Origin of the sequence: Marivivens aquimaris (assembly GCF_015220045.1) — a bacterium.
Classification (GTDB): domain Bacteria; phylum Pseudomonadota; class Alphaproteobacteria; order Rhodobacterales; family Rhodobacteraceae; genus Marivivens; species Marivivens aquimaris.
On sequence record NZ_JADBGB010000001.1, the window covers coordinates 569,110 to 593,223 of the forward strand.

Annotated in this window: 22 protein-coding genes; 13 read left to right on the forward strand and 9 right to left on the reverse strand. The window is 61.1% G+C overall.

Translation table 11 applies throughout. The features are described from left to right. From IF204_RS02815 to xylA, 4 genes are read left to right on the forward strand one after another with little or no spacing between them, the layout of a single operon-like run. On the forward strand, window positions 1-1,338 hold the full coding sequence (locus IF204_RS02815) for a sugar ABC transporter permease (protein WP_194094494.1): 1,338 nt from the start codon (window positions 1-3) through the stop codon (window positions 1,336-1,338). A gap of 12 nt (window positions 1,339-1,350) precedes the next feature. Then, window positions 1,351-2,118, forward strand: coding sequence for an ATP-binding cassette domain-containing protein (locus tag IF204_RS02820; RefSeq protein WP_228069035.1), 768 nt, complete (start codon window positions 1,351-1,353; stop codon window positions 2,116-2,118). A 2-nt stretch (window positions 2,119-2,120) separates the two neighbouring features. After that, on the forward strand, window positions 2,121-3,560 hold the full coding sequence (gene xylB, locus IF204_RS02825; RefSeq protein ID WP_194094496.1) for a xylulokinase: 1,440 nt from the start codon (window positions 2,121-2,123) through the stop codon (window positions 3,558-3,560). Between the two features lie 10 nt (window positions 3,561-3,570). Continuing rightward, complete coding sequence (gene xylA, locus IF204_RS02830) at window positions 3,571-4,872, forward strand: xylose isomerase (RefSeq protein ID WP_194094497.1); 1,302 nt, start codon at window positions 3,571-3,573, stop codon at window positions 4,870-4,872. Between the two features lie 33 nt (window positions 4,873-4,905). On the opposite strand, the gene IF204_RS02835 is transcribed toward xylA, so the two are convergent. Continuing rightward, on the reverse strand, window positions 4,906-5,667 hold the full coding sequence (locus IF204_RS02835) for an endonuclease/exonuclease/phosphatase family protein (RefSeq protein WP_194094499.1): 762 nt from the start codon (window positions 5,665-5,667) through the stop codon (window positions 4,906-4,908). 39 nt (window positions 5,668-5,706) lie between these two features. On the opposite strand from IF204_RS02835, the gene IF204_RS02840 reads away from it, so the two are divergent. Beyond that, on the forward strand, window positions 5,707-6,354 hold the full coding sequence (locus tag IF204_RS02840) for a hypothetical protein (protein ID WP_194094501.1): 648 nt from the start codon (window positions 5,707-5,709) through the stop codon (window positions 6,352-6,354). Window positions 6,355-6,388: 34 nt separating this feature from the next. Here the strand turns inward: IF204_RS02840 and pcaF are convergent, their stop codons facing one another. The 3 genes from pcaF to IF204_RS02855 are packed head-to-tail and all read right to left on the reverse strand — an operon-like array spanning window position 6,389 to window position 8,989. Then, window positions 6,389-7,591: a 3-oxoadipyl-CoA thiolase gene (gene pcaF / locus IF204_RS02845; RefSeq protein WP_194094502.1), complete on the reverse strand. Its 1,203-nt coding sequence runs from the start codon at window positions 7,589-7,591 to the stop codon at window positions 6,389-6,391. Window position 7,592: 1 nt separating this feature from the next. Beyond that, window positions 7,593-8,270, reverse strand: a complete 678-nt coding sequence (locus tag IF204_RS02850) for a 3-oxoacid CoA-transferase subunit B (RefSeq protein WP_194094504.1) — start codon at window positions 8,268-8,270, stop codon at window positions 7,593-7,595. Continuing rightward, window positions 8,267-8,989, reverse strand: a complete 723-nt coding sequence (locus tag IF204_RS02855) for a 3-oxoacid CoA-transferase subunit A (protein ID WP_194094506.1) — start codon at window positions 8,987-8,989, stop codon at window positions 8,267-8,269. Before IF204_RS02855 ends, IF204_RS02850 begins: the two co-directional genes overlap by 4 nt. 107 nt (window positions 8,990-9,096) lie before the next feature. On the opposite strand from IF204_RS02855, the gene IF204_RS02860 reads away from it, so the two are divergent. Next, window positions 9,097-9,855 (forward strand): IclR family transcriptional regulator domain-containing protein, encoded by a 759-nt coding sequence (locus IF204_RS02860; RefSeq protein ID WP_194094508.1) that lies wholly within the window; start codon window positions 9,097-9,099, stop codon window positions 9,853-9,855. On the opposite strand, the gene IF204_RS02865 is transcribed toward IF204_RS02860, so the two are convergent. From IF204_RS02865 to IF204_RS02875, 3 genes are read right to left on the reverse strand one after another with little or no spacing between them, the layout of a single operon-like run. Beyond that, complete coding sequence (locus IF204_RS02865) at window positions 9,856-11,889, reverse strand: glycosyltransferase family 2 protein (RefSeq protein WP_194094509.1); 2,034 nt, start codon at window positions 11,887-11,889, stop codon at window positions 9,856-9,858. After that, window positions 11,886-12,836: a hypothetical protein gene (locus IF204_RS02870; RefSeq protein ID WP_194094510.1), complete on the reverse strand. Its 951-nt coding sequence runs from the start codon at window positions 12,834-12,836 to the stop codon at window positions 11,886-11,888. The genes IF204_RS02865 and IF204_RS02870 overlap by 4 nt, the downstream gene beginning before the upstream one ends. A 9-nt stretch (window positions 12,837-12,845) precedes the next feature. Next, the gene (locus IF204_RS02875) at window positions 12,846-13,598 is read right to left on the reverse strand and encodes an FkbM family methyltransferase (protein WP_194094511.1); all 753 of its coding nucleotides are present in this window, start codon (window positions 13,596-13,598) and stop codon (window positions 12,846-12,848) included. A 248-nt stretch (window positions 13,599-13,846) separates the two neighbouring features. Between IF204_RS02875 and IF204_RS02880 the strand changes: the two genes are divergently transcribed. Both IF204_RS02880 and putA read left to right on the forward strand, forming a co-directional pair. Next, window positions 13,847-14,395: a glutathione peroxidase gene (locus IF204_RS02880; protein WP_194094512.1), complete on the forward strand. Its 549-nt coding sequence runs from the start codon at window positions 13,847-13,849 to the stop codon at window positions 14,393-14,395. A gap of 142 nt (window positions 14,396-14,537) precedes the next feature. Next, on the forward strand, window positions 14,538-17,939 hold the full coding sequence (gene putA, locus IF204_RS02885) for a bifunctional proline dehydrogenase/L-glutamate gamma-semialdehyde dehydrogenase PutA (protein WP_194094513.1): 3,402 nt from the start codon (window positions 14,538-14,540) through the stop codon (window positions 17,937-17,939). 3 nt (window positions 17,940-17,942) lie between these two features. Here putA and IF204_RS02890 read toward each other — a convergent pair whose 3' ends face one another. Then, on the reverse strand, window positions 17,943-18,365 hold the full coding sequence (locus IF204_RS02890) for a Fur family transcriptional regulator (RefSeq protein WP_167638407.1): 423 nt from the start codon (window positions 18,363-18,365) through the stop codon (window positions 17,943-17,945). 291 nt (window positions 18,366-18,656) lie between these two features. Here IF204_RS02890 and IF204_RS02895 point away from each other — a divergent pair, with 291 nt between their 5' ends. The 4 genes from IF204_RS02895 to IF204_RS02910 are packed head-to-tail and all read left to right on the forward strand — an operon-like array spanning window position 18,657 to window position 22,075. Further along, window positions 18,657-19,529: a metal ABC transporter substrate-binding protein gene (locus IF204_RS02895; protein ID WP_228069285.1), complete on the forward strand. Its 873-nt coding sequence runs from the start codon at window positions 18,657-18,659 to the stop codon at window positions 19,527-19,529. Between the two features lie 58 nt (window positions 19,530-19,587). Next, window positions 19,588-20,385, forward strand: coding sequence for a manganese/iron ABC transporter ATP-binding protein (locus tag IF204_RS02900; RefSeq protein ID WP_194098128.1), 798 nt, complete (start codon window positions 19,588-19,590; stop codon window positions 20,383-20,385). Then, window positions 20,382-21,242 carry a metal ABC transporter permease gene (locus IF204_RS02905; protein ID WP_194094514.1) on the forward strand — a complete coding sequence of 287 codons (861 nt, stop codon included), beginning with the start codon at window positions 20,382-20,384 and terminating at the stop codon, window positions 21,240-21,242. Before IF204_RS02900 ends, IF204_RS02905 begins: the two co-directional genes overlap by 4 nt. Further along, window positions 21,242-22,075, forward strand: coding sequence for a metal ABC transporter permease (locus IF204_RS02910; RefSeq protein ID WP_228069037.1), 834 nt, complete (start codon window positions 21,242-21,244; stop codon window positions 22,073-22,075). The genes IF204_RS02905 and IF204_RS02910 overlap by 1 nt, the downstream gene beginning before the upstream one ends. A 12-nt stretch (window positions 22,076-22,087) precedes the next feature. Here the strand turns inward: IF204_RS02910 and IF204_RS02915 are convergent, their stop codons facing one another. Continuing rightward, window positions 22,088-23,329: an AGE family epimerase/isomerase gene (locus IF204_RS02915; RefSeq protein WP_194094516.1), complete on the reverse strand. Its 1,242-nt coding sequence runs from the start codon at window positions 23,327-23,329 to the stop codon at window positions 22,088-22,090. 272 nt (window positions 23,330-23,601) lie between these two features. Between IF204_RS02915 and IF204_RS02920 the strand changes: the two genes are divergently transcribed. Continuing rightward, entirely contained in the window at window positions 23,602-24,105 is a 504-nt protein-coding gene (locus IF204_RS02920; RefSeq protein WP_194094518.1) for an Lrp/AsnC family transcriptional regulator, read from the forward strand. Window positions 24,106-24,114 lie beyond the last annotated feature (9 nt).

Below are 24,114 nucleotides of genomic sequence, written 5' to 3' on the forward strand. Positions count from 1 at the left end.
ATGACCACCGAAAAATCATCTGCATCCGGGGCAAACGCCTCGACCTCCGGCACATCTCACGAAAGTGCCTTCAACCGCTTCTTGCGCGTCACCGAAATCGATCCCCGTCTTCTGGGCATGGTCGGCGCGCTGCTGCTGATCTGGCTGGGCTTCCACCTCTACGGTGCGATCGTCAACGGCTTCGGCGCATTCCTCACGCCGCGCAACCTCTGGAACCTTTCGGTGCAAACGGCGTCGATCGGCATCATGGCAACAGGCATGGTGCTCGTCATCGTGACCCGCAACATCGACCTCTCGGTCGGTTCGATCCTCGGTTTCTGCGCGATCGTCATGGGCGTCATCCAAGTCGATATCCTGCCGCAGTACCTTGGCCTCGGCCATCCGGCGATCTGGATCATTACCGTCATCTGCGGCCTGCTCCTCGGCGCGATGATCGGCGCCTTCCACGGTTTCCTGATCGCTTACCTCGAAATTCCGTCCTTTATCGTGACCCTTGCCGGCCTCATGGTCTGGCGCGGTGCCGCGTTCCTTGTTGCACGCGGTGAAACGATCTCTCCGGTCGACAGCACTTTTGCGCTACTCGGCGGTGGACCTTACGGCGCCATCGGCAGCACCGGCAGCTGGGCAGTTGGCCTCGTCGCTTGCGCTGTCATCCTGTGGATGCTCGCCAAGTCCCGCAAGCGCCGCGAGACCTACGGTTTCCACGTGCGGCCGGTCTGGGCCGAAGCCGTTGTGGCCGCGCTTACCTGCGGCGCTGTTATCGGAGCCGTCCTTCTGGTGAACGCATACGGCTGGCCGCGCGGTATCGTCCGTCGCTATGCCGAAGCGAACAACATCACCATTCCCGAAGAGGGCCTGTTCATCAGCCACGGCTTTGCCATTCCGGTACTGATCCTTGTGGTCGTGGCCATCGGCATGACGATCCTCGCCCGCCGCACCCGTTTCGGTCGCTATGTCTTCGCCATCGGCGGCAACCCCGAAGCGGCAAAGCTCGCCGGTATTAATGTCAACATGATGACCGTGAAGATCTACGCACTGATGGGCACGCTCGCCGCACTAGCCGGCGTGGTTTCCTCGGCCCGTCTGACCTCTGCGACGAACGCGCTGGGCCAGTTCGACGAACTCTATGTCATCGCGGCAGCCGTGATCGGCGGCACCAGCCTCGCTGGCGGTGTGGGCACCATTTACGGCGCGATCCTCGGTGCGCTGGTGATGCAGTCGCTCCAGACCGGCATGATCCTCATCGGTTTCGACAGTGCAATCCAGCAGGTCGTCGTCGGTGTGGTCCTCGCCTTCGCCGTCTTCCTCGACAACCGCTATCGCAGTGCGCGCAAGTAAGGAGCCAAGACCATGACTGTTGATTACAATGGCACCCCGCTTGTCGAAATGCGTGATATCTCCATCGCCTTTGGTGGTATCAAAGCGGTCGATCACGTTTCCCTCTCGCTCTATCCGGGCGAAGTCGTGGGCCTTCTGGGGCACAACGGCGCGGGTAAATCGACGCTGATCAAGATCCTGTCGGGCGCCTACAAGGCCGACTCCGGCGAGATCTACGTCGACGGCAAGAAGGCCGACATCTCGTCGCCTCGCGATGCCCGCGACTTCAACATCGAGACCATCTACCAGACGCTCGCGCTGGCCGATAACCTCGATGCGGCATCCAACCTGTTCCTCGGCCGCGAGAAGGTCGATGCGATGGGCTTTGTCGACGACAGCTTCCAGGAAGCCGAGACGCGCAAGATCATGGCGCGCCTCAACCCCAACTTCCGCAAACTGAAAGAGCCGGTGTCGGCCCTTTCGGGCGGTCAGCGCCAGTCGGTCGCGATTGCGCGTGCGGTCTACTTCAATGCCCGAATTCTCATCATGGACGAGCCTACCGCTGCCCTTGGTGTGCATGAAACGGCAATGGTTGCTGACCTTATCAAAGAACTGAAAGCTCAGGGTCTTGGCATTTTCCTCATCAGCCACGATACGCGGGAGATGATGGATCTGTGTGACCGTGTGTCCGTGATGAAGAACGGGCAGATGGTCGGCACGGAACGTGTCGAAGATGTGACCGAGGACGACATCCTTTCGATGATCATTCTCGGCAAGAACCCTAAGCGAGAGGTAGCATAGCAATGTACATCGGATTGGATCTGGGAACGTCTGGTCTCAAGGGCATCGTCATTGACGATAACCAGACCATTCTGGCCGAAGCCAATGCAGCTCTGACCGTCAGCCGTCCGCACGACGGCTGGTCGGAGCAGGCTCCGGCAGATTGGATCGCCGCAGTCGAGGACGTCATGAGCGCCCTCGCATCCAAGGTAGACATGTCGGGCGTCCGCGCCATCGGCCTTTCGGGGCAGATGCACGGTGCGACCCTTCTGGATGCCGCCGGCGAAGTCCTGCGTCCCTGCATCCTGTGGAACGACACCCGTTCGGCTGTCGAAGCCGCAGCGATGGATGCCAATCCGATGTTCCGCGACCTGACCGGCAATATCGTGTTCCCGGGCTTCACCGCTCCGAAACTGGAGTGGGTGAAGAACAACGAACCCGACACCTTCATGAAGGTCGCCAAGGTTCTGCTCCCCAAAGACTACCTGCGCTACTTCCTGACCGGTGAATACGTGGCTGAAATGTCCGATGCCGCCGGTACGTCGTGGCTCGATACCGGTGCGCGCGACTGGTCGGATACGCTGCTTGCTGCGACCGATCTGGGCCGCGAGCACATGCCGCGCCTCGTTGAAGGGTCCGAAGCATCGGGCAGCGTCCGTGCGGAACTGGCGTCGAAGTGGGGCCTGCCCGCAAATGTCGTCGTCGCCGGTGGCGGCGGTGATAACGCGGCTAGCGCCGTTGGCGTCGGCGTCGTGAAATCGGGCGATGCGTTCGTATCGCTGGGCACCTCGGGCGTGCTCTTTGCCGCATCCGACAGCTACCAGCCTGATGCTGCTTCGGCGGTTCACACCTTCTGTCACGCGCTGCCCGACACGTGGCACCAGATGGGCGTGATCCTCGCGGCTGCCGATGCGATGAACTGGTTCGCCAAAGTGCTGGGCCAGAAGCCTGCCGCACTGACCGGCGCGCTGGGCGACCTTCAGGCACCGGGCCGTGCGCTATTCCTGCCGTACCTCGGCGGTGAACGTACCCCGCACAACGACGCGAAAATCCGCGCGAGCTTCCTGCATCTCGACCACAACGCCGACCAGCACACGATGGTTCGCGCGGTGCTCGAAGGCGTGACCCATGCGGTCAAGGATAGCTTTGATGCGCTGACCTCGACCGGCACCAAGATCGAGCGTCTGCTCGCTGTCGGTGGCGGTTCCAAATCCGACTACTGGGTGCAGGCAATTGCGACCTCGCTCGGTATGCCGGTCCACCTGCCGGTCGCAGGCGACTTCGGCGGTGCCTTCGGTGCTGCCCGCCTCGGCATGATGGCGGCAACGGGTGCAGGCGCCGAAATCGCTACGCTGCCCACCATTGAACGTACCATTGACCCCGTTCCGGAACTCAAGGGCGACTTCGATGCCGCCCACCAGCGTTACCAGAACGCTTACAAGGCTCTTAAAGGGCTTAACTAGGACATGAGAGATGACTGACTTTTTCAAAGGTATTCCGCAGATCACCTACGAGGGACCGGAGACGGATAACGAGTTCGCTTTCCGTCATTACAATCCCGATGAAGTGGTGATGGGCAAGACGCTCAAAGACCACCTGCGCTTTGCAGTTGCCTACTGGCACTCGTTCGCGTGGGAAGGCGGCGACCCGTTCGGTGGCCGCACCTTCGAGCGTCCGTGGTTCGGCTCCGAAATGGATCTGGCCAAGCTGAAGGCCGATGTTGCATTCGAGATGTTCTCGATCCTGCAGGCACCGTACTTCTGCTTCCACGATGCGGATGTGCGTCCCGAGGGCGCGACCTTTGCAGAAAGCAGTTCCAACCTGTCCGAGATCGTCGATTACTTCGGCGAGAAGATGGAGCAGACCGGCACGAAGCTGCTGTGGGGGACGGCAAACCTGTTCACCAACCGCCGCTTCATGTCCGGTGCTGCGACCAACCCTGATCCGGAAGTCTTCGCCTATTCGGCAGCGACCATCAAAACCTGCATGGACGCGACCCACAAACTCGGCGGTGAGAACTACGTCCTCTGGGGCGGCCGTGAAGGCTACGAGACCCTGCTGAACACCGACCTCAAGCGCGAGCGCGAGAACATGGCGCGGATGCTGCGCATGGTCGTCGACTACAAGCACAAGATCGGTTTCAAGGGCGCGATCCTCGTCGAGCCCAAGCCGCAAGAGCCGTCGAAGCACCAGTACGACTACGACGTGAACACCGTCTTCGCCTTCCTCAAGGAATACGGCCTTGAGAACGAAGTGAAGATGAACATCGAACAGGGCCACGCCATTCTGGCCGGTCACTCGTTCGAGCACGAATTGGCCATGGCCCGCGAATTCGGCATCCTCGGTTCCATCGATATGAACCGCAACGACTACCAGTCCGGCTGGGATACCGACCAGTTCCCGAACAACGTTCCTGAAGTCGCGCTAGCCTATTACGAAGTGCTGAAAGCGGGCGGTTTTACCACCGGCGGCACGAACTTCGACGCCAAGGTCCGCCGTCAGTCGATCGACCCCGAGGATCTGATCCTCGGTCACGCTGGCGCAATGGACGTCTGTGCGCGCGGTCTGAAAGCGGCTGCCAAGATGCTCGAAGACGGGAAGCTCGAAGAGCTGCGCAACGAGCGCTATGCCGGTTGGGACACCGACTTCGGCAAGGAAATGAAGTCCTCCGATCTGGACGCCATCCACGACAAGGTGCTGGCGGACAACATCAATCCGGAGGCCAAGTCGGGCCGTCAGGAACGGCTCGAAAATCTGGTTAACCAGTACTGCTAAAAAACAAAAGCCCCGCTCAAGCGGGGCTTTTTCTTATGCGAGGTGGCTGGGCGTGACGCGTTCTTCGGGCGGCATCTGCGCATGGCCTGCTTTGTTATGGATTTCGACCTCCACAAGGATTGGCAGGTGATCCGACGCCTTCGGCCCGCTGGGCGAGCGCGGAACGGGCAGGGGATGCACGGTGCAGCAGTCATTGTGCGCGAACCGGTCGAGCGGTGCCACTGGCAAGCGCGACGGATAGGTCCGGCCCCCCGGTGCGAGGACGGTAAACCCGTCGAGGCGTTCAAACCCCTTCGACTGATGCCATTCGTTGAAGTCACCCATCATCACCGTGGGCATCCATTCGAGGTCATCCAGATATTCGCGGATATGCCCCAGCTGTGCGCGGCGATCGCGGCGCAAAAGGCCGAGGTGCACCGCCACGACCCGCAGACCGATGTCGAAATCGACGACCGATGCGCCGCGCGGCTCCAGCCCCGGTAGGGGCAGGCGGTGAATGTCGACCGCTTTGATATGCGGTTTGGCCAGCACCGCTACACCGTGCCAGCCCAGCGAGACGTCGTTCTCCGCCAGCTGAACCGGACAAAGCCCCGTGTGGTCGATCAAAGACTCTTTAGGCAGGGCCGTCGGACGGCGGCCCATGCGAAAGTCGGCTTCTTGCAGCGCGACGATATCCGCTTTCAGCGCAGAAATTCCGCTGATTGCACGTAAAGCGTCCCGCCGCAGGTCGGTTCCCAGACCCGCACGGATATTCCAGCTCGCAAGACGCAGACGGTGTGATGACGTATCAGACATACGCTCTATGTAGGTCATTAAATTGATTTGTGAGGTATTATGCGCCGCCCGCCCATTATTGTGATGATCCTACAGGCTATTCTCCTGTTCGAGTGCGTCACTGCCGTTCTGTCCGGTCGCCCGTTGCAGGTGTTCATTCCCGGACTGACCCTGGCCATCAGCTTTGCACCTTATCTGTTCGAGAAAGCCGTCGGCATCCGCCTTCCCAGCAGCTTTATCGTCGCCATCGTCGTCTTCGTTTTTGCCACGCTATTTCTGGGCGAAGTCGAGGATTTCTATAACAAATACTGGTGGTGGGACACGCTGCTGCACTTCAGCTCCGCGCTGTCGTTCGGTGTGATCGCGTTCCTGTTCATCTTCATGCTGTTCGAGGGCGACCGCTACGCCGCGCCGCCTTGGGCTATCGGCTTGCTGTCCGCTTGCGTGGCGCTTTCCATCGGCGCGATCTGGGAGATTTTCGAATACGCGATGGACCAGTTTTTCGGCACGAATATGCAGAAATCCGGTCTGCCCGACACGATGAAAGACATCATCGTGGATACTTTGGGTGCGATCATTTCGGGAACCGCAGGGGCCGTTTACCTGCAAGGTCGCCACGCCGGAGGGATCTGGCTGGTCTACGACAGCTTCTTGAAAAAGAACCGCAAGCTCTACCGGAAATTCCGTCGCCGTCCGATCGACGAATAAGGAAAAGGCCGCGCATGGAGCGCGGCCTTTTTTATCACACGCGTTCGAGCGCGATAGCGATGCCTTGGCCGACGCCGATGCACATGGCGGACAGCGACCGCTTGCCGCCGTTTTCGAGCAGTTCTAGCGCGGCGGTGCCGGTGATGCGCGCCCCCGACATGCCCAGCGGATGGCCGAGTGCAATCGCGCCGCCGTTCGGGTTCACACGCGGATCATCGTCCGCGATACCGAGGTCACGCAGCGTGGCGATGCCTTGGGACGCGAAAGCCTCGTTCAGTTCAATCACATCGAAATCGGTCTGCGACAGGCCAAGGCGTGCCATCAGTTTCTTCGACGCAGGCGCAGGGCCGAAGCCCATGATGCGCGGCGCAACGCCAGCGGTGGCGCCGCCAAGCACGCGGGCAATCGGGGTCAGGCCATGCTTTTTTGCCGCTTCCGCCGAGGCGATGATCAGCGCAGCCGCACCGTCATTCACGCCCGAGGCGTTGCCTGCGGTGACGGTGCCATCGGCTTTGACGAAGGTCTTCAGCTTAGCCAGCACATCCAGCGTGGTCGCACGCGGATGTTCGTCGGTGTCGATGACCTTTGGATCGCCCTTGCGCTGCGGGATCACAACCGGAACGATCTCTTTCGCCAGACGGCCGTTTGCCTGCGCGGTGGCGGCTTTGTCCTGCGAGCGCAGAGCAAACGCATCCTGATCGGCGCGGTTCACGTTGAAATCTTCAGCCACGTTTTCAGCCGTCTCGGGCATCGAGTCCACGCCGTACTGCTTTTCCATCAGCTTGTTGACGAAGCGCCAGCCGATGGTCGTGTCATAGATCGCGTTCGAGCGGCTGTAGGCGCTCTCGGCCTTGGGCATCACGAACGGCGCGCGGGACATGCTTTCGACGCCGCCCGCAATAATGAGATCGGCTTCGCCTGCCTTGATGGCGCGGGCAGCCGTGATCACCGCGTCCATGCCAGAGCCGCAAAGTCGGTTCATCGTGGTCCCCGGCACTTCGACCGGCAGGCCAGCGAGAAGGGCGGACATGCGGGCGACGTTGCGGTTATCTTCGCCTGCTTGGTTGGCGCAGCCGTAGATCACTTCGTCAACCGCGGCCCAATCGACACCGGTGTTGCGTTCCATCAGGGCCTTGATCGGGATCGCGCCGAGGTCATCGGCACGCACCGACGCCAGCGCACCGCCGAACCGTCCAATGGGGGTGCGGATGTATTCGCAGATATAAACTTCGGTCATGTCAGAGCTCCGGTACGATCAGGTCGGCGACATCGCCATCAAGGTGCAACTGCGCGCCCGTCAATGACTGGAGGTCATCCATCGACACCGTGGGCAGCTTTTCACGCAGAACGAAATGGCCGTCCTCGATGTCGACTACAGCGAGCGAGGTATAGACGCGGGTCACGCAGCCGACGCCCGTCAGTGGCATGGTGCATTCCTTGAGCAGCTTCGGCTCGCCGTTCTTGGTGACGTGATCGGTGATGACCGCCACGCGCTTGGCTCCGTGGACAAGATCCATCGCTCCGCCAACAGCGGGAACGCCGCCTTTGCCGGTCGACCAGTTCGCCAGATCGCCCGATTGCGCGACCTGATAGGCACCGAGGATCGCTACGTCGAGGTGGCCGCCGCGCACCATCGCGAAGCTGTCCGCATGGTGGAAGAACGCTGCACCAGGGCGGAGCGTCACGGCCTTTTTGCCTGCGTTGATCAGATCCCAGTCCTCTTCGCCCGCAGCGGGGGACTCGCCGAAATTCAGCACACCGTTTTCAGTGTGGAAAATCGCCTGACGGCCCTCAGGCTGGAACTTCGCCACCATCTCGGGAAAGCCGATGCCGAGGTTCACGTAGGCGCCGTCCTGAATGTCCTGCGCGGCGCGCCACGCGATCTGGGCGTTGGTCAGTTTGGTTTCGATGCTCATACCCACGACTCCTCGGCACGGTTCAGTAGCTCTTCCTGAGCGGGGTTGGCGACTTCGACCACCACGTTGACGAAGATGCCGGGGGTCACGACGACCTCGGGGTCGATGGTGCCCGCATCGACGAGGTGCGAGACCTGAACGATGGTCTGGGCCGCTGCGGTGCACATCAGCGGACCGAAGTTGCGGGCGGCCTTGCGGTAGGTGAGGTTGCCGTGCGGGTCGCCAAGCTCGGCCTTGACCAGCGCGTAGTCGGCCTTCAGCCAACGTTCCTGCACGTACTTGCGGCCGTCGAATTCATCGACCGGCTTGCCTTCGGCCAGATCGGTGCCGAAGCTGGTGGGCGTGTAGAAGGCCGGAATGCCTGCACCGCCAGCGCGGATGCGTTCGGCGAGCGTGCCTTGGGGCACCAGTTCCAGTTCGATCGCACCTGCCAGATAGGCTTCGGTAAACGCGCGCGGATCGGCAGAGCGGGGGAAGGAGCAGATCATCTTGCTCACCATGCCTAGTTCGATCATCGCGGCGAGGCCGACTTTACCGTTACCGGTGTTGTTGTTGACGACGGTCAGGTTCTTGGGGCTGCCGGTTGCCTTGAAGCGTTCGACGAGCGCCTTGATCAGTTCCAGCGGAGCGCCGGAGCCACCGAAGCCGCCGATCATCACCGATGCACCATCGGGGATCGCGGCCACGGCCTCTGCGGGCGTAGCGATAGTTTTGTCCATTCGGGATCTCCTCACGATTGGCGGCAAGCTAGGCGCGTCATTTGCGGATGAGAAGGCAATCTGTTCGCATATTGACATTTGTTCGTATCGCGGATTTTTCTGTTCGCATGGCGAACAAATCGGACTTCATAGGCTCATTGGCCAAGGGGCTGAAGGTCATCGAGGCTTTCAACGCCGAACACGCACGGCTTTCGATCTCCGATGTGGCAGAGGCGACGGGCCTTGACCGAGCCACCTCGCGGCGCTGTCTGCTAACCCTGCATGAACTGGGGTATGCGGCCTATGACGGCAAATTTTTCACGCTCACGCCGCGTGTATTGCGGCTTGGGATGGGGGCGCTGGCGTCGCTGCCATTAGCGCAGGTGGTGCAGCCTTGGCTCGACCAGTTGTCCGAACAGATCGGGCAATCGACGTCCGTCTCGATCCTCGACGGGACCGAGATCGTCTACCTCGCCCGTGCGGCGCAGCGGCGGGTGATGTCCATTGGCCTGATGCCCGGATCGCGTCTGCCAGCGCACTGCACGTCTATGGGGCGGGTGCTTTTAGCCGCATTGCCAGAGGAAGAAGCGAGGGCGCTCGTCGATGCGTCTGACCTCACGCCCCGCACAGTAAACAGCGTCACGGAACCCGAACGAATCATGGAACGGCTCGCCGCGGCCCGCACCGATGGCTATGCGGTGATCGACCAAGAGGTCGAGATCGGCCTTCGGTCCATTGCCGTGCCGCTCTACAATGCGCATGGTCATGTCGTAGCGGCCCTGAACACAGGCGTGGCAGCGGTTCAGTCCGAGGCGAGCGACCTCGCGGCGCTCTACCTTGAACCGCTCAAGCGCGTGCAGGATGGCCTACGCCGCGTCCTGCGGTAATTACTTACCCGACTTCGCGGCGGTCAGGCGCGCATTCACCGACCGAGCCAGATGCACTCGTCCCTGACGTTCCAGCGCGTTCGCCATGTGTCCGACGAGACCAAAGTGCTTTGCCTCTAGCGCCTTTTCAGTGAGCCCGTTGACGTACCACGGCAAATTCCGGCGCTCGCGGTACATCTTATAGTAGGACTGCGGCGTCAGCGTGCCGTCCATCGCCTCGCGAGTGATCGGCTTCAGCAGTTCGGCGCGGCGCAGGAATAGCGCGGATTTGTGGTGCGAGAACCATGTGGCCAGCGGCACGATGTTCTTGCCCTGATAGCGCTCGGCGTGGAGGCGGTCCTGCTTGAAGTGTGGATCGTAGAGGATATAGACGTTGCCCGCTTGCTCCAGCGCTTGCGCGCCATCGGCAAATCGGCCCGACCAGTCCTGCTTGCGGCCCGACCCGAAGCGGGTTTCCCAAGGCACGAGGTTCGTATCCAGCGTCGACTGCGGCGAGAATGCGAGCACCGTGCAGCCGGGGATCAGGCGGGCAAATGCGGTCGAGGCGTAGGCCCCCATCGACGTGCCGGTCAGCAGGACGCGTTTGAACCGCTTGAAGAAACCCTGACGCGCCATGCCTTCGATCCAGTTGAACAGGCTCGCATCGCGGTACCAATTTGCCTCGAAGCTCATGACGCCAAGGTGCGACCAGCCTTCGGCGCGGTAGAACGTGTATCCCCAGCTTTCGCGGGAGAGGGCGGCCTCGTTCACGCTCGACAGGTTGTCGAAGGAGATGACCAGCTTTTCCTTGTCGCGCAGTACGAAGTTGGCGGCGAATTTCTCGTCCGAGTGATAGAACCCGCGGCGGTGTTCCGAGCGGCGCAAATCGGCCAGCCACTGCGGCGCGGCATCGGCCAGCGGGACGGTTGGTTCGTCATCCTCGGGGGCGTCGTCGTCCTGCGCTACAGGCTTGGGCTTAGGCTGCGGTTTAGGCGCGGCAGCCTTCGCGCGCGCCTCGGCCACCCACTTTTCATCTGCGGCAATCTGGGCGGCGATGTTTTCGGGGTTCACCAGTTTGTCGAAGACTTCCTTGTCCGCCTTTTCGAGGTCGGAGGTCAGCGCGGCGATCTTCTGGCGGAAGAACGCAACGCAATTGTCATGCGCCGCCGCGATCTCGCGGTGCATGTTGCGGATGGTCGCGATCTCGACGCGGATGCGGTCGGACCAGCGGCGCATCGAAGCGTCTTCGGTGTGGTTCGAATTGAAGTCGTCGTAGTAGGAGAAATTGATCCGGTCGGCGTCGCCGCTGTTCGCGGTGCCGCGATAGCGCTTCATCAGGAACAGCTCGTTCGACTTGATCATGTAGTGGTTGACCTGACAGAGGTCGTAGCCCTTGTTCGCGGGCGAGTTGGCCCATCCGGCTTCGCGGAAGAACCGTGTCACGTCCTGACCCGAGCCGTTCAGCCAGCGCAGCGGCTTTTCGGGGCGTTTGAACTCACCCTTCAGGAAGGGGCGGTGAATGCCGAGGCGATGCACGGGGCCGGGGCGGAACATGGTCTTCATGCCGAAGTGGCGGAAAGACACCTGAACGTCCTTCGGGGCACAGCGGATGAACTGGTCGGTAATCAGATCGTCGACATACGTAACGATGCCCGAGTTGCCGTAGACGCACCAAGTGCCCGAAATGACATCGGCCTCGCCGACGGTTTCGAACAGATCGTCCAGCGTGCCGTCGCCTGCGTGGATGTTGAAGAATTCGTCCGCGTCGAGGACCATTGCCCACTCGGACTCCTTGACGTGATCCATGGCAAAGGCGCGGCGGTAAGCGCGGTTCTGCGGGTCGGCGGGCAGGCCCTCGGGGATTTCGGAGTTGTCGTAGTAGCGAATGATGCCTGCGGCATCGAGCGCCTCCAGCATCTCGTCGCTGCCGTCTTCGCAGTTGTTGGCAAAAACCACGAGGTTATCGAAGCCGATCAGGCGGTGGTAGGCAATCCACTCGAGCAGGAACGGGCCTTCGTTCTTGGTGGTAACGATAATGGTCCGCGAGCCGCTCATGTCGGGCTTCCTTCCGAGGTGTTATTCAGTTTTTCGGCCAAGCGGGCCTGACGTTCCGCGCGCTGAGCCTCAACGGCGGCCATGCGTTCGGCTTGCAGGGCTTGGCTTTCCTGTGCGCGCTGGATCGATGCGAGAGCGGTTTCGAGCTCCACGTCGCTCGCGCCCATGTCGGCGAAGCGTTCGATGCACTCAAACGCAAAGTCGGTGCGGCGCAGGCGTACGGCGTGCATGGCGATAACGCGCCAGTAGGATCGCCCGTTGCGGCGTGCGTCCAGCAGCGTGCGGTTCCATTCTGCCGTGTCGATTTCGCCCGCGATAGCGCTGGTCACGAAACGGGACAGTGCACCTGCCTGCAGCAGCAGCATTAGCGGCGTGTGACCGGAGTAGGGCAGGCGGAACTGGTGCCAATTCGGGCGCTTGCGATAGAGCGAGATTTGCGCCTCGTCCGTGTTGCGCGGATCGTGGAGCGAGTAGATTCGCGCGTCCTCTGCGATCTCGGCCTCCACATCGTAGCTGAAATCGCCAATGCGCTCGGCGTGGGCCTTCCAGCGGCGCTCCCACGGGACGACTTTGCGGTCGATGGAAAACTGCGGAACGATCGAAAGCACACGCGCCGCGTTCAAACGGCCGGACGCGAGCAGCGCGCCGTAGCCGCCCATTGAGGAGCCATAGGTGACGATCTCGCGGTCTTCAGAAATATCGGCGCGGATGGCTTCGATCGCATCCCAGAACTGGGGGTGCTGGAACCAGTCCACCTGAGCGTTCAGAACGTGATAGGCATCGATGCCTTTGGCGCGCAGGAAATTTTCGCCGAACGCAATGCCGCGGCCCATGGTCGGACCGCCGGCATGGGGAAAGGTCACGACGACCGGACCACCTGAGTTCTCTTCGTTTCCGCTGCCCGGCGTTTTACGGACTGCGAACCTGTCACCTTCGAAAATGAGCACTACCCGTCCTTATGCGGCGTCGACTTTACGTGGCTCAACCTTGAACTCGTTCATACGCGTCAGCGCAACCAGATGACGCAATGAGGAAGGTAACCAACCACGACGGATTGCGATAGTGTCAAAGCCGAAGTCGTACACATCATAGCCGCCACGGTGGAAGTGGTTGAATAGCCAGTTCTTCAAGTTCGGCGGCAGGTGGCGGGTTTCCACCTCGATGATAGAGGGGCGGAACTGTGCCCAGCGGAAGGACGAGAACACCAGCTTCTCGGCGCCCTCGACATCGACGACCAGCACGTTCGCGTCGTTAAAGCCCGCTTCTTCGAGGATCTGCGACAATGGGTGGCACGGCACGGTGATCGAGTCCACGTGCTGCGGCTTAATCGCTTTTTCGATGTGTTCGCGGTCGAAGGACGCAAGGCCGCGCGCCCAGCCGGGGTATTCGGCTTCGAACTTGGTCGACAGGTGGAAGATCGTTGCCGTGCCGCCGTCGTTCGAGATGGCGAAGTTCTTGAGGTGCATCTTTTCGTTGCCAGCGTATTTCTCGCTTAGCTTGGCGAAATAGCGGGGGACGGGCTCGATCAGCAGGCCGCTCCATTTGAAGCGGCCGATCACAGGGGACAGCGGATCAGCCATGGTGCCGTCGTTCGCGCCGACCTGCACGACTTTGACGTTTTCGCCCAGCTGTTCATTCAGCCAGTGAAGGAGAAATGTCCGGACCGGTTTGATGTAGTCAACGTCGTCTCGTTCCAAAGCGATCACCATGGTTTGCCTGCCCAATTCTGCTGTCGCGCGACTACTCTGACGGCGTCGTCGCTTTTGGCGCAGTATGGAGCGGATTGATGCCTAGGTGAACCACTAAGCCGTGATCTGTAACGAAATTTTAGCGAAATCGTAAACAATGAACCCCCTCAGTCGAGGGGATGCATCATTAATTCGCAATCTTTATTGTAGAAAAAATGAAACAAAAGCCTGCCCTAGCGCGTATACTAGACGCATAAAAGGAGCTGCCAATGCATCTGACGCGCCGTATTTTTATGACTGCCGCTGTTTCATCGCTGGCACTACCCGCGCTCGCCAACGTGACGCAAAATCCTATTCCCAGATTCACCTTTGTCAGCGCCGATGGCGGCTTCTTGGACACCGATGATTGGAAGGGGCGTCCGGTACTCGTGGTAAACACGGCCAGTCGCTGCGGATTTACCGGTCAGTACGACAATATGCAGGCGCTTTATGACGAATACCGTGATCGCGGGCTGCTGGTGGTCGCGACCCCGTCGGACGATTTCAATCAGGAGCTGGCCGACATTGGCGAGGTCAAGCAGTTCTGCGAGCTGAACTTCGGCCTCGACATCCCGATGACGGATATCGTCCACATCAAGGGTGAGGGTGCGCATCCGTTCTACGCGTGGCTCCGCCAGAACGCCGCCTATGAGCCGCGCTGGAATTTCAACAAGGTGCTGATCGGCGCTGACGGCCGCGTGCGCGGTACGTGGGGGAGTCTGACGAAGCCCGACAGCGCGATGATCCGCGATCTTATCGAAGTCGATCTGCCTATGTGATTTCCGCCTCGGGAAGAATGAAACTGTAATTTTGTATAATTGCAGTCGAAAATTTTCAAATGAAGATCAAATGAAGTCGATACGACTTCTGGCGCGGGTGTACAGAAGAAACCAATAGAACGGTTTTTTCAGGACTGCCGCCATGGACCCTACGTCCCTCGACCACTTCACGACCGACGCCAAATTCGCTGACGAACAGGCGCTGCTTTCCTCTCTTATTCAAGGCGCGGCCTTGTCCGCCGACACCCGCCAATCCATCGCCAAACGCGGTGCCGATCTGGTGAAGCGTATTCGCGACGACTCGCGCCCCACGATGATGGAGCATTTCCTTGCCGAGTATGGTCTTTCGACCCGCGAGGGTGTCGCGCTCATGTGTCTGGCCGAAGCGATGCTCCGCGTTCCCGATGCCGACACCATCGACGCGCTGATCGAGGACAAGATTGCACCCTCCGACTGGGGTAAGCACCTTGGCGAAGCGTCGTCCTCGCTGGTGAACGCGTCCACGTGGGCGCTGATGCTGACGGGCCGCGTCCTCGACGACGAGAAACCGGGTCTGGCGGGCGTCATGCGCGGCGCGATGAAGCGTCTGGGCGAGCCTGTCATCCGTGCTGCCGTTGGCCGCGCGATGAAAGAAATGGGGCGTCAGTTCGTGCTTGGCGAAAGCATCGACAAGGCCTTGACCCGCGCGAAAGGGCAGGAGTCCAAGGGCTACACCTACAGCTACGATATGCTGGGCGAGGCGGCCCGCACCGCCGAAGACGCGCAGCGCTATTTCGAAGCCTACGCCTCCGCCATCCGCCGCATCGCGACCGCTTGCACAAAGAGCAGTGTCGAGGAAAACCCCGGTATCTCGATCAAGCTGTCGGCGCTGCATCCGCGCTACGAGGTCGCTCAGGAAGAGCGCGTGCTGACCGAACTGGTGCCACGCGTCCGTGCGCTTGCACTGATGGCCAAGGACGCGGGCATGGGCCTTAACATCGATGCGGAAGAACAGGACCGTCTGGTCATTTCGCTGAAGGTCATCCGCGCTGTGCTGGAAACGGACGAGCTGGCTGGCTGGGATGGCTTTGGCGTTGTCGTGCAAGCCTACGGTAAGCGTGCCGGACTGACGATCGACTGGCTGAACGCGCTGGCCGAGCGTCTGGATCGCCGCATCATGGTGCGTCTGGTCAAGGGGGCCTACTGGGACACCGAAATGAAGCTCGCGCAGGTGAACGGCCTGCCGGATTTCACCCTGTTCACCACTAAAACCGCCACCGACGTCAGCTACATCGCCAACGCTGAAAAGCTCTTCGGCTATGCGGACCGCATCTATCCGCAGTTCGCGACCCACAACGCGCACACCGTCGCCGCCGTGCTGGAACTGGCCGAGGGACGTCCGTTCGAATTCCAGCGCCTGCATGGCATGGGCGAGCGTCTGCACGACATTGTTCTAGCCCAGACCAAGGGTCGCTGCCGCATCTACGCGCCTGTCGGAGCCCACCGTGACCTGCTGGCGTATCTTGTGCGGCGCCTGCTGGAGAACGGCGCGAACTCCTCGTTCGTACACCAGATCGTCGATGACACCGTTTCGCCCGAGGAAGTCGCCCGCGATCCGTTCGAAATGATCGCAGAGGCCGCCGCGCCTGCCGGGCTGCTGCATCCGTCGAAGCTGTTCGGTGAGGGTCGTGAGAACTCCACGGGCTATGACCTGACGGATGAGGCGACCTTGGCACGGATCAATGCCGCGCGCGACGTTGCGATTCCGGATGCCAAGCCGATCACAGTTGGCGCGGCAACCGGCGAGGTGATCGAGGTGCGCAATCCAGCGACCAGCGAAGTCATCGGTTCAGTTACCGAAGCCGACACCGCAACCGTCCAAGCAGCCATCGAAAATGCCGAGCTGTGGTCAGCGCGAGTTGTCGAGCGCGCAAACGCCCTGCGCCGCGCGGCGGACCTCTATGAGGCGAACTACGGCACGCTCTTTGCGATCCTCGCGAAAGAAGCAGGCAAGAACCTTCCCGACGCCGTCGGCGAACTGCGCGAGGCCGTCGACTTCCTGCGCTATTACGCGAACGAAGCAGAGCGCAACGCCACGACCCCGCGCGGTATCATCACCGCGATCAGCCCGTGGAACTTCCCGCTGGCGATCTTCACTGGCCAGATCGCGGCTGCACTCGCCGCGGGGAACGCAGTGCTCGCCAAACCCGCCGAGCAAACGCCGTTGGTCGCGGCCTTCGCCACGCGCCTTATGCATGAAGCAGGCGTGCCTGCGTCCGCGCTGCAACTCCTGCCAGGGCAGGGCGCGACAGTTGGTGCGGCGCTGACGTCCGATCCGCGGATCAAGGGCGTGGTCTTCACCGGCTCGACCGACACAGCGCTGGTGATCCGCAAAGCGATGGTCCAGAACCTGTCGCCCGACGCGGTGCTCGTCGCGGAAACGGGTGGTCTCAACGCCATGATCGTGGACTCGACGGCGCTACCCGAACAGGCCGTGCGCGACATCGTGGCCTCCGCGTTCCAATCGGCGGGGCAGCGATGCTCGGCGCTGCGATGCCTCTATATCCAAGAGGACGTTGCGCCCCATGTGATCGAGATGATCGAAGGTGCGATGGACGAGCTGACCGTCGGCAATCCGTGGCATCTATCCACAGACGTCGGTCCGGTCATCGACGACGAGGCCCAGCAGCAGATCGCGGATTACATCGCGGCAGCGTCGGACCGCGTTATTCATCAGATCGACGCGCCGACCGCGGGGCACTTTATCCCGCCTACCATGATCCGCGTTGGCGGCATTGAGGATCTGGAGCGCGAGATTTTCGGCCCCGTTCTTCATGTCGCGACCTTCAAGGGGAGCGATCTTGAAAAGGTCATCGATGCGGTAAACGCGAAAGGCTACGGCCTGACCTTCGGTCTGCATACCCGCATCGACTCCCGCGTTCAGGAGGTCGCTGACCGTATCGAAGTCGGCAACCTCTACGTCAACCGAAACCAGATCGGGGCTGTCGTCGGCAGTCAGCCCTTCGGGGGCGAGGGGCTTTCGGGGACTGGACCGAAGGCGGGTGGGCCGCTTTATCTGCCGCACTTCGGCAAGCCAGAAGCCGCGCCGAAGGCGGGGCAGTGGGCCACCGAGGCGGACGAGCAGGACGTGCAGCGCAGGATCAACAGCCGCTATGACGACAGCATCGGTGCGCAGATCGCGCTGCCTGGACCGACGGGTGAATCGAACCTGCTCAGCACATTGCCGCGCGGGCCAATTCTCTGCATGGGGCCGGGGCAGGAAGCAATGGATGCGCAGGCCGAAGCCGTCGAAGCGCTGGGCGGCATTGCCATCCGCGTGGCGGGTAAGTTGCCTGCCGAAGCACTGACCCGTCTGACCGGCTTCCGCGCGGCGATCTATTGGGGCGATAATCCGCAGGACTATCTGCAAGCGCTTGCGAGCCGGAAAGGTCCTATTATTCCGTTGGTCACAACCATGCCGACGGCGGCAAACGTTCTGCATGAACGCCATGTCTGCGTGGATACGACGGCGGCAGGCGGCAACGCTGCGCTGCTTGCGGGGTAGGGGTTAGCCTTTGCGCGGCTTCACGTAGATATCGAGCCGGTGGCTCACGATATCGAAGCCGTACTTGCGCGCGAGTTCCTCTTGGATGCGTTCAATCTCGTCCGAGCGGAACTCGACCACCTCGCCGGTTTCAACGTTGATGAAGTGGTCGTGGTGGTCCTCGGGGACCGCTTCGTAGCGGGCGCGCCCGTCGGAAAAACTGTGCCGTTCGATCAGCCCGTGCTCGGCCAGCGTGTTCATCGTCCGGTACACGGTCGCGATGTTGATGCCGGGGGCGATGCGGCTCACGCGGCGGTGCAGTTCTTCGACATTCGGGTGGTCTTCGGAGCCTTCGAGCGTTTTCAGGATCGCCTTACGCGGTGCAGTAATGCGCAATCCTGCGTGGCGGCAGCGTTCGGTCAATGTCAGCTTTACGGACTTATTCATATCCGGCGCTGGTCCTTTCGTTGGGCGCTGGGCGCATCGCTCGTGGTGCCATCATAGCGTGATTGCTGCGGGACGCAAAAGGCGCGCGCGTCATTTTTCGCCCATTAGGCGGGCAATCATTCGCAACTGGACCCCGCTTTTCGCAACTGCAGTATGTTTTTGCCAGTTGCGAATGGATTGCACTTGATCGGCATCAGGCTTCAGCTATGTCTTGTTGCAACTCAGTCGCAAAAGTGGTGCGTAATGATTTTCAAATTGCAGTCGATGAAGGTCGGTCTGGTAGGGGCCGTGATGCTTGGGGCGATGTCGCAGGCCACTTTTGCTGACGAACACCGCATGAAGGTTGCGACCACGTTCACTGTGCTGGCCGATATGGCCCGCAACGTGGCGGGGGATGCTGCCGACGTTGTTTCGATCACCAAACCGGGTGCGGAAATCCACGGTTACGAGCCGACACCGCAGGACCTTGTCCGTGCGAGCGATGCCGATCTGATCCTTTGGAACGGGCTGAACCTCGAACGCTGGTTCGAGCAGTTCATTCGCGTGTTGGGCGACATTCCCTCAGCGACGCTCAGTGACGGCATTCAAGAAATCCCGATTGCGGAGGGCGCATACGAGGGTTTGCCAAACCCGCACGCGTGGATGGGCCTCGACAATGCGCAGGTCTATATCGACAACATCGTCGCGGCATTTTCGGCGCAAGACCCTGCAAATGCCGAAGTCTACGCAGCCAATGGCGCGGCCTATAAGCAGCAACTCATCGACACCCTCGACCCGCTGCGTGAACAAATTGCCGCAATCCCCGAAGACCAGCGTTGGCTTGTCACTTGCGAAGGCGCGTTCAGCTATCTGGCCCGCGATTTCGACATGAAAGAGCTTTACCTCTGGCCGATGAACACCAGCCGCATGGGCACGCCCCAGCAGGTGAGGGCGGTCATCGACGGAGTGACCCAACACGACATCCCGACCGTATTCTGTGAGAGCACGGTCAACACCGCGCCGGCAGAGCAGGTCGCCCGCGATACGGGCGCGCTGTACGGCGGGGTGCTTTATGTGGACAGCCTTTCGCAAGCGGGCGGGCCGGTGCCGACCTACCTCGACCTGCTGCGTGTGACCTCCGAGACGGTCGCCGACGGGCTGACGAACGGTTTGAACAGACAGTGAATTATCGCCCCGCGGGGCTGATCTAGGGCAGCCGTCCCCTCCGGCAGAAAGACGCATGATGAAAGATGTTCAGCAATTTGCCACTTCGGACACCTCGGGCGGGATCGCTGCCGAGGATGTCACCGTGACCTACCGAAACGGTCACACGGCACTGCGCAGCGCCAGTTTCGAGGTGCCTCGCGGTACGATTACCGCGCTCGTCGGCGTGAACGGTGCGGGCAAGTCCACGCTGTTCAAGGCGATTATGGGCTTCGTGCCCGTCGCCAAGGGTGAAATCCGTCTGCTCGGCATGTCGGTGAAGGACGCGCTGCGCAAGAACCTCGTCGCCTATGTCCCGCAGAGCGAGGAGGTCGATTGGGCCTTCCCTGTGCTGGTCGAGGACGTTGTGATGATGGGCCGTTACGGCAAAATGGGTTTCCTGCGCCGTCCGTCCAAGGCCGACCACGAAGCCGTCAATTCGGCACTGTCGCGTGTGAACATGCTCGATTTTCGCCATCGTCAGATCGGTGAATTGTCGGGCGGCCAGAAGAAGCGCGTCTTCCTTGCCCGCGCGCTGGCGCAAGACGGTCAGGTGATCCTGCTGGACGAGCCATTCACGGGCGTCGATGTGAAGACCGAGGAACAGATCATCAAGCTCCTGCGCGAACTGCGCGACGAGGGCCGTGTGATGCTGGTGTCGACCCACAACCTCGGCACGGTGCCGGAGTTTTGCGATCGCACCGTGCTCGTCAAAGGCACCGTGCTGGCTTACGGGCCGACCGAGACGACCTTTACCCGCGATAATCTCGAAGAGGCGTTCGGCGGTGTGTTGCGTCATTTCTCGATCTCGGACGCTCTGTCGAAGGCCGCGCAATGAGCACGCTGCTGGAGCCGTTTACCTATTCCTACATGCTGAATGCGATGTGGGTGTCGGCGCTCGTCGGCGGCGTCTGCGCGTTCCTGTCGTGCTATCTGATGCTCAAGGGCTGGTCTCTGATCGGCGACGCGCTCTCCCACTCGGTCGTGCCAGGTGTGGCGGGGGCGTACCTGCTGGGCATCCCGTTTGCACTGGGCGCGTTCATTTCAGGCGGGCTTGCTGCGGCGGCGATGCTTTTCCTGTCGGATCGGTCGGGGCTGAAGGTCGACGTGATCATCGGGATCATCTTCACCTCGTTCTTCGGAGTGGGGCTGTTCATGGCGTCCGTCAGTCCGATGGCGATCTCTATCGACACCATCACCATGGGCAACATTCTGGCCATCACGCCAGAGGACACTTTGCAACTCGCCATCATCGGCGTGGTGTCGATGGCGGTCCTGATGTTGAAGTGGAAAGACCTCATGGTCGTGTTCTTCGACGAAAACCATGCCCGCTCAATCGGCCTGCGCCCGCAACTGCTCAAAGTCGTGTTCTTCGTTCTGCTGTCGGCCAGCGTGGTTGCGGCCATGCAAACCGTTGGCGCGTTCCTCGTCATCGCGATGGTCGTGACACCAGGCGCGACGGCCTATCTGCTTTGCGACCGCTTCCCGCGATTGATCATCACGTCGATCAGCATCGGCACCGTGACCAGCTTCGTGGGCGCTTACATCAGTTACTTCCTTGATGGAGCAACTGGCGGGGTCATCGTGCTGCTGCAAACGCTGATCTTCCTGACGACCTTCGTTCTTGCCCCCAAGCACGGGCTGCTGGCGCACAAACGCAAGGCGGCCAAAGCACTTCGGGCGGAGGGTGCATAATGCTCGATACACTTCTGTTTCCCTTCGCTTTTCCGTTCATGCAGAACGCGTTCTTTATCGCGTTGATGATCTCTGTCCCGACCGCTTTGCTGTCCTGTTTCCTCGTCCTGAAAGGCTGGGCGCTGATGGGGGACGCGGTGAGCCACGCTGTCCTTCCGGGCATCGTGCTGGCCTATATCCTTGGCCTGCCGCTGATCGTCGGAGCGTTTCTGGCGGGCATGATCACGGCCACCGCAACGGGCTATCTGACCGAGAACAGCCGCATCAAGCAGGACACCATAATGGGCGTCGTGTTCTCGGGCATGTTCGGGCTGGGGATCGTGATGTTCGTCGCGGTCAAAACCAACGTCCACCTCGATCACGTGCTCTTCGGCAACATGCTCGGGATCGGGCCGGAGGACCTTTGGACCGCTGGTATCATCGGATTGGTCGTGACGGTTCTGCTGCTGGCGAAGTGGAAGGATCTTCTCCTCCACGCCTTCGATCCGATCCAGGCCAAGGCATCCGGCCTACCAGTGAACATGCTGCACTTCGGGTTGCTGACGGTGCTATCGCTGACCATCGTGGCAACGCTGACGGCAACGGGCCTGATCCTCGCGGTCGGTCTGCTCATCGCCCCCGGAGCCATCGCATTCCTGATGACCCGCCGCTTCAGCCACATGATGGTTGTCGCGGTTCTGGTCTGCATCGTCGCGACCTGCGGCGGTATCTATGCGAGCTTCTGGCTCGATAGCGCGCCAGCACCGACGATCATTCTGGTGCTGACGGGGTTCTTCATCATCGCCTTTATATGGCGGTCGTGGAAAGTGCGCCGCGCCTCGGCTATGGCCTGACGCGGCGTTCCGTTAGACGAGCTTCGGTAGGTTTTCAGCCAGTCGCGAAATTCCCGGCGCGAGCGGGAACAGCGCCGCCTGAACCGAATGGTAGATGTCCGGCTTGCCGAGGAATTGACGACCCGTCGGTTTGCTGTCCTCGTCCAGTTCAGGGAACCAGCCGCCGTTGGTGTGGTCGATCAGGTGCTTGTCGGCGAAGTTCCAGAGGCGGCGATACCACTCTTCGTCCTCGGGCTTGCGTTCGAGCTTGATGAACGTCGCGATGACGCCAATCGCCTCGGTCACAGGCCACCAATAGCGGTCACGGATCGTGGGCGTGCCGTCGAAATCGAGCGTGTAGAAGAACCCGCCCTTTTCCGCGTCCCACGCGCCGTTCAGTGCCTGCTCCATCAGGCGGCGCGCGGTAGCGGGGGCGGTGTCGTCCTTGCGGCCAGACAGATCCCAGTATTGCAGAAGCAGACGTGCCAGTTCGAACGAGTGACCCGGAGTGGTGCCAGCAGGGCGGAACATCGGGTTCTCCGAATAGCCCGGATCGACCTGCCAGTCTTTTGTGTAGTGTTCCGGCAGGCGCCAGTCGTTGGCAGGAGCCATCTTGCCGAGGAAGAAATCGAGGATGCGTCCGGCGCGGGTCAGGTAGACCTCATCGCCCGTGGCTTCAAAAGCGCCGAGCAACGCCTCCACCCCGTGCATGTTCGCGTTCATGCCGCGATAGTCGGAGAACGGCGTCCAGTCCTGGTTCCATTCGTCGGCAAAGAGGCCGTTGTCCTCTTCCCAGTAGTGCTTGTCCAGAATGGCGCTGACGTCGGCAATCAGTTCGTCCGCGTCAGGATGACCAGCCATTTTCGCGGTCGCACCGGCGAGCAGCACGAATACATGCCCGTAGGCTAGCTTGCGTCCGTCATGAACGTTGTCGCCGTCCATCGCCCAGACATACCCGCCGTTTTTCATGTCGCGGTGGTGGGAGACGAGGTACTTCATCCCCTTGTCGACCAGCTCTGCCGCGCCCGGAACGCCGGCCAACTGACCCAGCGCGAACGAATGCACGAGGCGCGTGGTAGTGTGGAGCTCCTGCACGGTGTCGGGCAGGGGCTCGCCTTCGTAGTTCAGAACGTAGAAGCCGTCTCCGCTACGCAGGCTCGCGCGGAAGAAATCGAATTGGCTCAGCGCATCGGCGGCCAGCCATTTGCGGTGCCCGCTGTCGTCCAGCCAGAAGGCCGCAGAGTTGTCGGACGCTTTGTCCACGGTGGTCGTCATGTTGAATCCTCCCGAACGGGCAACGAAAATGCTGAAAAGCCCTGTTAAAATCGGGCGCCGCGCTCCTCCGCGCTTCGCCGTCAATGGGACGCTAATCCAAAGGCATGATAGCGGCAACATCGTCCGTGGTGCATTTCGGATATGTGGCGCTTACCGATCATTTCGTGTCGGAATAGATGTGAAAGCGTTCGAGAATGGCGGTAAGGGACGTTACGCATTCTGTGGTTCACAGGCTGCGGTAAGGTTTTCGGAACAGGTGAAGTTCAGAACACATGACGAAGCTCGGCCTTGACGCTACAGACATTCGCATCCTCAGCGCCGTGCAGGCGCATGGCCAGTTGAGCAAGACCCGCCTGTCCGAAATCGTGAACATCTCTGCGACGCCATGTTGGGCGCGGCTCGACCGCCTGAAAGCGGCGGGCTATATTCGCGGCTTCCATGCCGAAATCGCGCTGGAGCGGGTTTGCGACTTCACGCAGGTCATGGTGACCGTATCGCTCACGCATCACCGCCGCGCTGACTTCGACCGGTTCGAAAGTTGGGTCGCGCAGCAGGACGCGATCACCGAATGCGTCGCGACGGGTGGAGGCATGGATTACGTCATGAAGACTGTCTCCCCGACGCTCCAAACGTTTCAGGCATTGATGCAGGAGATGATCGAGGCGGATCTGTCGGTGGATCGCTACATGACCTACATCGCGACTCGCGTGGTGAAATCGTCCCGCCCGAATGTCGCAAAATTGGCCGCTCCATCGGTCCGCGACCGAACGGTCTGAGACGCGGCA